Origin of the sequence: Crossiella sp. SN42 (assembly GCF_023897065.1) — a bacterium.
In the GTDB taxonomy this organism is placed as follows: Bacteria; Actinomycetota; Actinomycetes; order Mycobacteriales; family Pseudonocardiaceae; genus Crossiella.
This window is the reverse complement of record NZ_JAMHIV010000019.1, coordinates 10,943-23,642: the sequence shown is the minus strand read 5'-3', so window position 1 is coordinate 23,642 and position 12,700 is coordinate 10,943. Positions and strand designations below refer to the sequence as shown.

The window sequence follows — 12,700 nt, the reverse complement described above, 5'->3', positions numbered from 1 at the left end:
GCGATGGCTTTCAGTCCGGCACAGTTCAACGCGGTGAAGGCGAAGGTGGACAAGGGGATCGACGACTTGGAGGTTCAACTGGCCGGCCTCCGCATGGCGATTCGCACGCAGCCCCAGGTGGCGATGATGCCGGAGTTTCTACGGGATGCCATCGAGTGGTGCGCCGAGCAGATCTACAGTGCGGGATACCACTTCTGCGTGCTGGTCAAGGACATCGCAGTCGGCGTCGCCGCTCCGCTGTACTTCTTCGCCTACTCCCTGGAGTGGCAGGACGTTCGGGGCCGTGCCACCAACGTCGTCGGCCAGCTGAAGCCCGAGGCGATGCCCGCGGCCAACTCCTGGATCGGCCAGGCGGCAACAGCCTACAAGGCCAACATCAAACCTCAGGGCGACGCCGCAAACAAGATTGCCACCATCGCTGACAAGACCTCGACCGCGTTGATGCTCAGCGCGGGAGCCGGGCTGGCTTTCTACGTGGGAATCAGTCTGCTCCTGGCGAAGGTCATCGCTGCCGTTGTGGTTGCCATCGCGGCGTTCGGCTCCGCTGTCTTCTCATGGGCCGGCCTCGCACTCATCCTGGGCGAGATCAGCTTTACCACGACGACGCTCATGACAATGCTTGGTGCGCTGGTCACCTTCCTGGGCGGTCAGGCGCAGAACCTGGTCAGCCTCAAAGGCGAGGCGGTCGACAACAGCTTCTTTCCCGGCGGCAAATGGCCGGACCCGTCCACCGGCACCTACAACGATGGCAGTGTCAAGGATGGCGACGCCGATTGGTCCCTCAACCGGTGACGATGCCAGGTGGAGCAGGGCGAACCCATCGATGAGCTCCAGTAACACGACCGGCGAAGTTCACGCGGCTCAGGGGCTGCAGGTGGCGTCAAGCCGGGCCGATCCCACCCCGCTCGTCAGCGTGGCCACGGCGTCCGCGGTCTGGCTGGAGGTCGTGCCGGAGATCGCCAGACAGGTCCGCGCGCACGCGCTACCGGCAGGAGCCTGCTGCTGAAGCCTTCCGGCGGGAAGTGGAGCGACTGGAAGCCGTTCAGTGGCGTATCGCGACACGGCACAGCCGCCGGTCGGCGAGATCAACCCTGACGCGGGACGAGTGCTCAGGAAAGTCCAGCCCGTTCACAGGCGGGCCGCAGCGACATGCGGCGACGCTGGCCGGGGCATGGGGAGACGGTCGTCAGCCGGGTTGGTGGAGGTGGTGGGAGGTCGAGGAGGGGTCGAGTCTCCCACCACGCGGGCGATCGTTGGTGCTGCCGTGTCGCTGTGCGGACACGGTTGTCGCAGTTCAGAGCCTTGGCCTGGTGATGGCTCCACGACAGCCACCCTCAGGACACGGTCCCTGGGCGTTCAGTCCTCCTTGGCCGGACGGGCCTCGGGGGGCAGCACGCCCCAGTCGATGAGCTGCTCGGTGAGCTCACCGGGGGACATGTCGTAGATGATCGCCAGCGAACGCAGGTCCTCGGTCCGGATGGAGAGGACCTTGCCGTTGTAGTCCCCGCGCTGGCTCTGGATGGTCGCGGCGTAGCGGGCCAGCGGACCGACCTTCTCCGCTGGTAGCTGCTGCAATCGCTCCAGGTTGATCACGATCTTGGTGGCCGGCTCGGCGCCCGAGGGGACGCGGCCCTCCGGCAGCAGCTCCGCCACCGGGACGCCGTAGAAGTCGGCCAGCTCTGCCAGTTTCTGCACCGTGACGGCACGGTCCCCGCGCTCGTAGGAGCCGACGACAACGGCCTTCCAGCGACCGCCCGACTTCTGCTCCACGCCATGCAGGGACAGGCCCTGCTGCTGACGGATCGCGCGGAGCTTGGCACCCAGCGCCTTGGCGTAGTCGCCCATGTGGCGGTTCTCCGTTCGTTCGCCCCGTCAGCCGGTACCACTTACCGCGGGGAAAGCTCAGATCAATACGGAGAGTAATGGTTACTCGTCGAAGTCACCAGGTCAAGCTGATCTCGTTGCGGCATGCGGGCGAGCGGGGCGCAACCACCCGGATGGTTGACCCTTCGCACGTCATCGCCCCAGTTGAGCGGGCAGTAACCGGCTCTGTGTCAGCCCGTGAGCAAGTTGGTGACGGGGTGTCGTTCACCCTGCGGTCATTCGGGTGATGGCCGGTCTTCGCTAGTTGGCTCCTCGTAGACGGCAATGTTCCATAACACGTCTAGACCACTTCGAAGGAGGATGCATGCGGCTACCACTGCGTAGCTCAGCGGGGGCGATCGCTGCGGCGATCGGGCTACTGCTCACCGCGATTTCACCTGTCGCCGCCGCGGCACAGACGCCGAAGGTGCTGGTCATCGGCATCGACGGGCTGCTGGTGTCCAAGATCGCCGAAGCCAAGGCGCCGACCCTGCAGGGCCTGCAGCGCACCGGCACCGACGCGCGCAGCCTGCTCTACGCCGGCCCGATGGCCGCCACCTCCTCCGGCCCCGGCTGGTCCACCATCCTCACCGGCACCTGGCCCGACCAGCACGGCGTCAAGGAGAACAGCTTCACCGGCAACCGCCTGGCCGAGCACCCGGACTGGCTCAGCCGGGTCGAGGCCGCCGACCCCAGCCGGGACACCTGGGCGGCGATGGACTGGAAGCCGATCGGCGACCGGATCATCGGCGGCAAGCTGGATACCAAGATCGTCCTCGATGGCGACCGGGACGGCTACGTCGCCCACGACGCCACCATCGTCGAGCGCGCCGAGGCGCACCTGCGCGAGGACAAGGCGGACGCGAGCTTCGTCTACCTCGGGCAGCAGGACATCGTCGGGCACAACAAGGGCGCGGCCAGCCCCGAGTACCTCGCCGAGATCGCCAAGGTGGACGGCTACGTCAAGCGACTGCTCGACGCCGTCGCCGCCCGCGCGACCCGGTCGGCGGAGAAGTGGCTGGTCATGATCACCACCGACCACGGCCACACCCCCGGCGGCGGCCACGGCGGAGCCAGCCTGGACGAGCGGTCCACCTTCGTCCTGGCCACCGGCGACGGCGTGCCCGCGGCCAAGCCCACCACGACCCGGCTGGTCGACGCCGCGCACACCGCGCTGACCCACCTCGGCGTGACCCCTGACGCCAAGCTGGCCGGACGCTCGCTGTTCGCGCCGGTCACCGACGCCTTCGAGGGCGCGCGGCTCAAGCCCGCGCAGACGGAACAGATCCCGGCCTCGGTGCTCGGCTGGACCCAGGAGCTGCCCGGCGGCTGGAGCGTGGACAACGCCGCCATGCCCGCCGGGGGCGTGCCGGAGTGGCGAGGCTGGACGCTGACCTCCGACGCGTTCTGGTCGCTGACCCAGGGCGGGCAGAACCGGGAGACCTTCGTCCGCGGCCGCGGCGTGATCGCCGTCGCCGACTCCGACGAGTGGGCCGACACCGCCGATGCCACCGGCAAGAAGTTCGACTCCACCCTCTGGACCCCGGCCGACACCGGGACCGGGAGCAGGCTCAAGGTGGACCTGACCCACTACTACCGGCAGGAAGGCGGCCAACTCGGGCAGCTTCTTCTGCAGGTCGACGGCGGCACACCGGCCGAAGTGCGGAAATGGACCGCCGACACCACCGGTGGGCGCGAATCAGTGACCGTTCAACTACCCAGTGGTGCGAAAACCGCCCGAATCGGGCTCCGGCTCAGTGGCGTGAACAACTGGTACTGGGCGGTAGACGAGGTTTCTGTCACTCGGCAGCCCTGAAACCACAGATGGGGACCGGTGGTGCTTCGCCGGTCCCCGTCTTGTTTGTTACCGTGCGGACACATCCTTTAAGGACCCGTCCCGTGAGGCGGAGAAGGAGGTCTCCCTCGTGCCACGCCCGCAGCGGGGTGGCGCGGCGGACCCGGCCGGAGAGCGCGAGCTGCTCTCGGTCGGCGATGTCGCGCGCACCATCGCCAGGATGGCCCACCAGGTCATCGAGAAGACCGCGCTGGACGCGGCGGGCAGCGCGCCCGTGGCGCTGCTCGGCATCCACACCCGCGGCGCCCCACTGGCCCGCAGGCTGGCCGAGCGGATCGCCGACTTCAGCGGCGTCGAGGTCGAGCTGGGCTCCCTGGACGTCACCCTCTACCGCGACGACCTGCGCCGCCGCCCCAACCGGCCCCTGGAACGCACCCGGCTGCCGGAAAGCGGCATCGACGACCACCTGGTGATCCTGGTCGACGACGTGCTCTTCTCCGGCCGCACCATCCGCGCCGCCCTGGACGCCCTGCGCGACCACGGCCGCCCCAGCGCCGTGCAGCTGGCCGTGCTGGTCGACCGCGGCCACCGCGAACTGCCCATCCGCGCCGACTACGTCGGCAAGAACGTGCCGACCTCCCGCACCGAGGAGGTGGCCGTGCTGCTGTCCGAAGTGGACGGCCACGACGCGGTCGTGCTGCGCCGGAGCGAAGAAGGAGACAACCAGCGGTGAAGCACCTGCTCTCCACCGCGACGCTGGACGTGAGCTCGGCGACCACGCTGCTCGACACCGCCGCGGAACTCAAGACCACCCTGCTCGGCCGCGAGGTGCGCAAGCTGCCCACCCTGCGCGGGCGCACCGTGATCACCCTGTTCTACGAGAACTCCACCCGCACCAGGGTCTCCTTCGAGGTCGCCGGGAAGTGGATGAGCGCCGACGTGGTCAACGTCTCGGCCAGCGCCTCCTCGGTGAACAAGGGCGAGTCCCTGCGCGACACCGCGCTCACCCTCTCCGCCATCGGCGCGGACTGCGTGATCGTGCGCCACCCCGCCTCCGGCGCCGCGCACCGGCTGGCCGGCTGGCTGGCGGGCACCGGCACGGTGGTGATCAACGCCGGGGACGGCATGCACGAGCACCCCACCCAGGCGCTGCTGGACGCGGCCACCCTGCGCGAACGCCTCGGCGAGCTGGCCGGCAGGCGGATCGGCATCGTCGGCGACCTGCTGCACAGCCGGGTGGCCCGCTCCAACGTGCACCTGCTGCGCACCCTCGGCGCCGAGGTCGTGCTCATCGCCCCGCCCACCTTGGTGCCCGCCGGCATCGAGCAGTGGGGGGTGCCGGTCTGCTACGACCTGGACGCCGAACTGCCCGCGCTGGACGCGGTGATGCTGCTGCGCGTGCAGGCCGAGCGGATGCACGGCGGGTTCTTCCCCAGCGCCAAGGAGTACTCGATCGCCTACGGCCTCAACGAGGCCAGGCTGCGGATGCTGCCCGAGCACGCGGTCGTGCTGCATCCCGGCCCGATGCTGCGCGGCATGGAGATCGCCTCCGCGGTCGCCGACTCGCCACGCGCGGCCATCACCGACCAGGTCAGCAACGGAGTGCACATGAGGATGGCGGTTCTGTACCACCTGCTGGCCGGAGAGGAGGCGGTCGCGTGAGCACCCTGATCAAGGGCGCCAAGCTCTACGGCGACGGCGAGCCGGTGGACGTGCTCGTCCGCGACGGCGTGATCGCCGGCATCGGCGCGGACCTTACGGCCGAGGACGCCGAGGTCATTGAGGCCAACGGCCAGGTGCTGCTGCCCGGGTTCGTCGACCTGCACGTGCACCTGCGCGAACCCGGCCGCGAGGACACCGAGACCATCGCCACCGGCTCGGCCGCCGCCGCGCTCGGCGGCTACACCGCGGTCTTCGCCATGGCCAACACCGACCCGGTCGCCGACAACGCGCTCATCGTCGAGCACGTGCACGCGCAGGGGCAGCGGGTCGGCCTGGTCGACGTGCACCCGGTCGGCGCGGTCACCGTCGGCCTGGCCGGCACCAAGCTCGCCGAGCTGGGCACCATGGCCAAGTCCAAGGCGAACGTGCGGATGTTCAGCGACGACGGGCACTGCGTGCACGACCCGCTGATCATGCGCAGGGCGCTGGAGTACAGCAAGGCACTGGACGCGGTGATCGCCCAGCACGCCGAGGAGCCCCGGCTCACCGTCGGCGCGCAGGCCCACGAAGGGGAGAACGCGGCCCGCCTCGGTCTCCAGGGCTGGCCCGCCGCGGCCGAAGAGTCCATTGTGGCCCGTGACTGCCTGCTCGCCCAGCACGCCGGGGCGCGCCTGCACATCTGCCACGTCTCCACCGCGGGGACCGTGGACGTGCTGCGCTGGGCCAAGAACAGGCAGAGTGCGCGGCTCGACTTGATTTCAGCCGAGGTCACCCCGCACCACCTGCTGCTCACCGACGAGCGGCTGGAGACCTTCGACCCGGTCAACAAGGTCAACCCGCCACTGCGCGCGGCCAGTGACGCGCAGGCCCTGCGCGCCGCGCTGGCCGAGGGCGTGGTGGACTGCGTGGCCACCGACCACGCCCCGCACGCGGTGCAGGACAAGGACTGCGAGTGGGCCGCGGCCCGCCCCGGCATGCTCGGCCTGCAGACCGCGCTCTCCGTCATCGCCCAGACCATGGTGGAGACCGGCCTGCTGGACTGGCGCGGCGTGGCCCGCGTGATGAGCGAGCGCCCGGCCGCCATCGCCGGGCTGCCCGACCAGGGCCGCCCCCTGGCCGAGGGCGAACCGGCCAACCTGGTGCTGGTCGACCCGGACGCCCGGTGGACCGTGCGCGGCAAGGAGTTCGCCTCCGTTGCCGACAACACGCCCTTCGAGGGCATGGAACTGCCCGCCAAGGTGGTGCTGACCATGCTGCGCGGCAAGGTCACCGCCGCCGACGGGAAGGTGCGCGCCTGATGCGCCTGCTGCTCACCCTCGCCGTGCTCGCGCTGATCCTGTTGTGCGCCTACGGCATGCTGCACGGCTGGCGCAAGCGCTCCCGCCGCCAAGCCGCCGAACTGCCCCCGTTCCCCGCCCCGCCCGCGGAACTGTCCACAGTGGACCCGGTGCTCCCGCCGGAGACCGGCGTCTACGTGGGCACCACCGCGGCTGAGAACTGGGTGGACCGGATCACCGCGGGCGACCTCGGCCACCGCGCCGAGGCCACCGCGACCCTGTACCCGCAAGGACTCCTGCTCGACCGCACCGGTGCCAGTCCACTGTGGATCGACACCGACGCCGTCCGCGCGGCCCGCACCGCGCGCGGGCTGGCCGGCAAGGTGGTCGGCCGCAACGGGCTGCTCGTGGTCACCTGGCAACACGGCGACCACCTGCTGGACACCGGTTTCCGCGGCGATGACAAGACCGGCTACGCCGACTGGGTCACCGCCCTCACTCCTCAAGGGAAGGCTGCTCGATGAGTTCGCGAAACGCCGCCGTGCTCGTGCTGGAAGACGGCAGAACCTTCCGCGGCGAGGCCTACGGCGCCACCGGCACCTCGCTCGGCGAAGTCGTCTTCTCCACCGGCATGACCGGCTACCAGGAGACCCTCACCGACCCCTCCTACCACCGGCAGATCGTGGTGCAGACCGCCCCGCAGATCGGCAACACCGGCTGGAACGACGAGGACGACGAGTCCAGCCGCATCTGGGTGGCCGGCTACGTCGTCCGCGACCCCGCCCGCACCCCGTCGAACTGGCGGGCCACCCGCTCCCTGGACGACGAACTGGTGCGGCAGGAGATCGTCGGCATCGCCGGAGTGGACACCCGCACCCTGACCAGGCACATCCGCGAGCGCGGCGCGATGCGCGCCGGCATCTTCTCCGGGTCTGACCTGGCCGGGGCCGAGGAGCTCATCGGGCGGGTCCGCCAGGCCCCGGAGATGAAGGGCGCCAACCTCGCCGGGGAGGTCACCACCGAGCAGACCTACGTGGTGCCCGCGATCGGCGAGAAGAAGTACACCGTGGCCGCGCTGGACCTGGGCATCAAGGCCAACACGCCGCGGATGATGTCCGCCCGCGGCATCGAGGTGCACGTGCTGCCGGTCGGCTCCGGCATCCAGGACATCCTCGCGCTCAACCCCGACGGGGTGTTCCTGTCCAACGGGCCCGGCGACCCGGCCACCGCCGACCACGCCGTCGCGGTCACCCGCGAGGTGCTCGGCCGCAAGCTGCCGCTGTTCGGCATCTGCTTCGGCAACCAGATCCTCGGCCGCGCCCTGGGCCGCGGCACCTACAAGATGCGCTACGGGCACCGGGGCATCAACATCCCGGTCATCGACGTGGCCACCGGCAAGGTCGCGATCACCGCGCAGAACCACGGCTTCGCAGTCGAGGGCACTCCCGGCGAGCGCTTCGACTCCGAGTTCGGCGCCGCGATGATCAGCCACTACTGCCCCAACGACGACACCGTGGAAGGCCTGCGCGCACTCGACGTGCCCGCCTTCAGCGTGCAGTACCACCCCGAGGCCGCGGCCGGTCCGCACGACGCCGCGCCCCTCTTCGACGAGTTCGTGAGCCTGATGGCGAACAAGGACGGGAAGAACTGATGCCGAAACGCACCGACATCAAGCACGTCCTGGTGATCGGGTCCGGCCCGATCGTGATCGGCCAGGCCTGCGAGTTCGACTACTCCGGCACCCAGGCGTGCCGGGTGCTGCGGGAGGAGGGCCTGCGCGTCTCGCTGGTCAACTCCAACCCGGCCACCATCATGACCGACCCGGAGTTCGCCGACGCCACCTACGTCGAGCCGATCACCCCGGAGTTCGTGGAGAAGGTCATCGCCAAGGAGCGCCCGGACGCCATCCTGGCCACCCTGGGCGGGCAGACCGCGCTCAACACCGCGATCGCCCTGCACGAGCGCGGCACCCTGGAGAAGTACAACGTCGAGCTGATCGGCGCCGACATCGAGGCCATCGAGCGCGGTGAGGACCGGCAGAAGTTCAAGGACATCGTCGCCTCCATCGGCGGTGAGACCCCGCGCAGCCGGGTCTGCCACACCATGGAGGAGGTCCGCGCCACCGTCGCCGAGGTCGGCCTGCCGGTGGTCATCCGCCCCTCCTTCACCATGGGCGGCCTGGGCTCCGGCATGGCCTACACCGACGAGGAGCTGGAGCGGCTGGCCGCCACCGGCCTGGCGGAGAGCCCGGTCACCGAGGTGCTCATCGAGGAGAGCGTGCTCGGCTGGAAGGAGTACGAGCTCGAGCTCATGCGCGACCACCGGGACAACGTGGTGGTCATCTGCTCCATCGAGAACATCGACCCGATGGGCGTGCACACCGGCGACTCGGTCACCGTCGCGCCCGCGATGACCCTGACCGACCGCGAGTACCAGCACATGCGCGATGTCGGCATCGACGTGCTGCGCGCGGTCGGCGTGGACACCGGCGGCTGCAACATCCAGTTCGCCATCCACCCGCAGACCGGCCGCATGGTCGTCATCGAGATGAACCCGCGGGTCTCCCGCTCCAGCGCGCTGGCCTCCAAGGCCACCGGCTTCCCGATCGCCAAGATCGCCGCCAAGCTGGCCATCGGCTACACCCTGGACGAGATCCGCAACGACATCACCCAGGAGACCCCGGCCTCCTTCGAGCCGACCCTGGACTACGTGGTGGTCAAGGTCCCGCGCTTCGCCTTCGAGAAGTTCCCCGGCGCGGACCCCACGCTGACCACCACCATGAAGAGCGTCGGCGAGGCCATGTCCATCGGCCGCAACTTCACCGAGGCCCTCGGCAAGGCGCTGCGCTCCATGGAGACCAAGGCCGCCGGGTTCTGGACCAGGCCCGACCCCGAGGACGCCACCCTGGAGTCCGTGCTGGCCAAGCTCGAACGCGGCCACGACGGGCGGCTCTACACCGTGGACCTGGCGCTGCGCCTGGGCGCCACCGTCGAGCAGGTGCACCAGGCCTCCGGCATCGACCCCTGGTTCATCGACCAGATCCTGTCCCTGGTGGAGCTGCGCGCCGAGGTGCTGGCCGCGCCGGTGCTCGACGAGCCGCTGCTGCGCCGGGCCAAGCGGGCCGGGCTGTCCGACCGGCAGATCGCGGTGCTGCGCGAGGAGCTGGCCGGTGAGGACGGGGTGCGCACCCTGCGGCACCGGCTCGGCGTGCGCCCGGTGTACAAGACGGTGGACACCTGCGCCGCGGAGTTCGCGGCCAAGACCCCGTACCACTACTCCGCCTACGAGCTCGACCCCGAGGCCGAGTGCGAGGTCACCGCGCAGCCGGACAAGCCCAAGGTGCTCATCCTCGGCTCCGGGCCCAACCGGATCGGCCAGGGCATCGAGTTCGACTACTCCTGCGTGCACGCCGCGCTCGCCCTGCGCGAGGCCGGGTACGAGACGGTGATGGTCAACTGCAACCCGGAGACCGTCTCCACCGACTACGACACCTCCGACCGGCTCTACTTCGAGCCGCTCACCTTCGAGGACGTCCTGGAGGTGGTGCACTCCGAGCAGCGCTCCGGCACCGTGGCCGGGGTCATCGTGCAGCTGGGCGGGCAGACCCCGCTGGGCCTGGCGCAGCGGCTCACCGACGCCGGTGTGCCCGTGGTGGGCACCCCGGCCGGGGCGATCCACCTGGCCGAGGACCGCGGCGCCTTCGGCGACGTGCTGGTCGGCGCCGGCCTGCCCGCGCCCAAGTACGGCACCGCCACCTCCTTCGCCGGAGCCAAGAAGATCGCCGACGAGATCGGCTACCCGGTGCTGGTGCGCCCCTCCTACGTGCTCGGCGGGCGCGGCATGGAGATCGTCTACGACGAGCAGTCCCTGGCCGGCTACATCGCCCGCGCCACCGAGGTCAGCCCCGAGCACCCGGTGCTGGTGGACCGCTTCCTCGACGACGCCATCGAGATCGACGTGGACGCCCTCTGCGACGGCCAGGAGGTCTTCCTGGGCGGGGTGATGGAGCACATCGAGGAGGCCGGCATCCACTCCGGCGACTCCGCCTGCGCGCTGCCGCCGATCACCCTGGGCCGCACCGACATCGAGGCGGTCCGCCGCTCCACCGAGGCCATCGCCCGCGGCATCGGCGTGCGCGGCCTGCTCAACGTGCAGTACGCGCTCAAGGACGACGTGCTCTACGTGCTGGAGGCCAACCCGCGCGCCTCCCGCACCGTGCCCTTCGTCTCCAAGGCCACCGCGGTCCCGCTGGCCAAGGCGGCCGCGCGGGTGATGCTCGGGGCCAAGATCTCCGAGCTGCGCACCGAGGGCATGCTCCCGGCCGCCGGCGACGGCGCCGAGCTGCCTGCCAACGCGCCGGTGGCGGTCAAGGAGGCCGTGCTGCCCTTCCACCGCTTCCGCACCCCTGAGGGCAAGGGCGTGGACTCGCTGCTCGGGCCGGAGATGAAGTCCACCGGCGAGGTGATGGGCATCGACGTCTCCTTCGGCAAGGCCTTCGCCAAGTCCCAGGCCGCCGCCTACGGCTCGCTGCCCACCAGCGGCAAGGTCTTCGTCTCGGTGGCCAACCGGGACAAGCGGGCCATGGTCTTCCCGATCAAGCGGCTGGCCGACCTCGGGTTCGAAATCCTTGCCACCGAGGGCACGGCCGAAGTCCTCCGGCGCAACGGGATCCCGTGCACCGTGGTAAGGAAGCACTTCGAGGGCCAGGGCGAGACCGCGGGCCGCAACATCGTCGAACTCATCAACGAGGGCGGCGTGGACATGGTCATCAACACCCCCTACGGCAACTCCGGGCCGCGCATCGACGGCTACGAGATCCGCACCGCCGCGGTGGCCAAGGACATCCCGTGCATCACCACCGTGCAGGGCGCCGCCGCGGCCGTGCACGGCATCGAAGCCCTGATCAGGGGCGATATCGAGGTCCGGCCGCTGCAGGCGCTGCAGGCCGCCCTCAAGGACGCCCGGTGACCGCCGCCTTCGGCGCTCGCCTGCACGCAGCGGTCTCCGCCAGGGGACCGCTGTGCGCGGGCATCGACCCGCACCCCGGCCTGCTCGCCGACTGGGGCCTGACCGCCGACGCGGCCGGGCTGGAGCGCTTCGCGCTGACCGCGGTGGAGGCCCTGGCCGGGGAGGTGGCCGTGCTCAAGCCGCAGGCCGCCTTCTTCGAGGCCTACGGCTCCCGGGGCGTGGCGGTACTCGAACGGGTGATTGCGGAGGGCAGGGCGGCGGGCGCCCTGGTGCTCGTGGACGCCAAACGGGGTGATATCGGGTCCACCATGGCCGCCTATGCCGCCGCATATCTGACCGAAGGTTCACCTTTGGCCGGGGACGCGGTGACACTTTCGCCGTATTTGGGATTCGGTTCTCTGGACCCGGCCGTGCGCGCCGCGCAGGAAAACGGCAGGGGAATTTTCGTGCTGGCGCTCACATCGAACCCGGAGGCGCGGACCGTCCAGTCCGCGCGCACCGAGCACGGCAAAACGATCTCACAGTCCATTGTGGACGCGGCGGCGGAGGTCAACTCCGGCGCCGCCCCGCTGGGCGCGATCGGCGTGGTCATCGGGGCCACCGTCGGTCGTCACGGACTGGAGTTGTCGCAGCTCAACGGCCCTATTCTGGCGCCGGGCTACGGGGCGCAGGGGGCCGGTCCGGCGGAGCTGAAATCGGTCTTCGGGGACGCCCTGCCACTGGTCCTGCCGACCAGTTCGCGGGACATCCTGCGGCACGGTCCGGACGTCGCAGCACTTCGCGGGGCTGCTCGCAAAACTCTCGCCGACGTGGCCGCGCCGTCCTCCGTGTGACCTACAAGATCGAGGCGACCGACCGCGGCGGGTGGCGTCAACAGGGTCTGAGCTGGTAGTAGTTGCGGCCGGTGCCAGATACGGCCGACGAGAACGGCGTCCCGAACTGGGTGCGAAACCAGGCCGGAACCGGAAATTTCGAAGGACGACATCGAACCAAGTCCGTCGCGAGAACGACGACCCGGCGCACGGGATTCAGCCCTCAGGCTGATTTCCGGCGGAGGACGGGACTACTCCAGCGCTAGCTTGCGCCAGAGAATCCGGACCCGCGTTGTGCCGAGTCGGAAGCCCTCGGTACGGTC

General features: G+C 70.1%; 10 protein-coding genes. 9 read left to right on the top strand and 1 reads right to left on the bottom strand.

Annotated elements, in window-relative coordinates; all coding sequences use genetic code 11:
- The first annotated feature begins 3 nt into the window (after window positions 1-3).
- Window positions 4-792 carry a hypothetical protein gene (locus M8C13_RS22875; RefSeq protein WP_252482716.1) on the top strand — a complete coding sequence of 263 codons (789 nt, stop codon included), beginning with the start codon at window positions 4-6 and terminating at the stop codon, window positions 790-792.
- Window positions 793-1,356: 564 nt separating this feature from the next.
- On the opposite strand, the gene M8C13_RS22870 is transcribed toward M8C13_RS22875, so the two are convergent.
- Window positions 1,357-1,845, bottom strand: a complete 489-nt coding sequence (locus M8C13_RS22870; RefSeq protein WP_016698573.1) for a transcriptional regulator — start codon at window positions 1,843-1,845, stop codon at window positions 1,357-1,359.
- A gap of 343 nt (window positions 1,846-2,188) precedes the next feature.
- On the opposite strand from M8C13_RS22870, the gene M8C13_RS22865 reads away from it, so the two are divergent.
- From M8C13_RS22865 to pyrF, 8 genes are all read left to right on the top strand, one after another.
- The gene (locus M8C13_RS22865) at window positions 2,189-3,679 is read left to right on the top strand and encodes an alkaline phosphatase family protein (protein WP_252482715.1); all 1,491 of its coding nucleotides are present in this window, start codon (window positions 2,189-2,191) and stop codon (window positions 3,677-3,679) included.
- A gap of 109 nt (window positions 3,680-3,788) precedes the next feature.
- The gene (pyrR, locus tag M8C13_RS22860; protein WP_308202842.1) at window positions 3,789-4,391 is read left to right on the top strand and encodes a bifunctional pyr operon transcriptional regulator/uracil phosphoribosyltransferase PyrR; all 603 of its coding nucleotides are present in this window, start codon (window positions 3,789-3,791) and stop codon (window positions 4,389-4,391) included.
- Window positions 4,388-5,320 (top strand): aspartate carbamoyltransferase catalytic subunit, encoded by a 933-nt coding sequence (locus M8C13_RS22855; protein WP_252482714.1) that lies wholly within the window; start codon window positions 4,388-4,390, stop codon window positions 5,318-5,320. The genes pyrR and M8C13_RS22855 overlap by 4 nt, the downstream gene beginning before the upstream one ends.
- Complete coding sequence (locus M8C13_RS22850; RefSeq protein WP_252482713.1) at window positions 5,317-6,618, top strand: dihydroorotase; 1,302 nt, start codon at window positions 5,317-5,319, stop codon at window positions 6,616-6,618. The genes M8C13_RS22855 and M8C13_RS22850 overlap by 4 nt, the downstream gene beginning before the upstream one ends.
- Window positions 6,618-7,121, top strand: a complete 504-nt coding sequence (locus tag M8C13_RS22845; protein ID WP_252482712.1) for a transporter — start codon at window positions 6,618-6,620, stop codon at window positions 7,119-7,121. The genes M8C13_RS22850 and M8C13_RS22845 overlap by 1 nt, the downstream gene beginning before the upstream one ends.
- Entirely contained in the window at window positions 7,118-8,248 is a 1,131-nt protein-coding gene (gene carA / locus M8C13_RS22840) for a glutamine-hydrolyzing carbamoyl-phosphate synthase small subunit (RefSeq protein ID WP_252482711.1), read from the top strand. Before M8C13_RS22845 ends, carA begins: the two co-directional genes overlap by 4 nt.
- Window positions 8,248-11,565 carry a carbamoyl-phosphate synthase large subunit gene (gene carB / locus M8C13_RS22835; protein WP_252482710.1) on the top strand — a complete coding sequence of 1,106 codons (3,318 nt, stop codon included), beginning with the start codon at window positions 8,248-8,250 and terminating at the stop codon, window positions 11,563-11,565. The genes carA and carB overlap by 1 nt, the downstream gene beginning before the upstream one ends.
- Window positions 11,562-12,398: an orotidine-5'-phosphate decarboxylase gene (gene pyrF / locus M8C13_RS22830; protein ID WP_252482709.1), complete on the top strand. Its 837-nt coding sequence runs from the start codon at window positions 11,562-11,564 to the stop codon at window positions 12,396-12,398. The genes carB and pyrF overlap by 4 nt, the downstream gene beginning before the upstream one ends.
- Window positions 12,399-12,700: the final 302 nt, after the last annotated feature.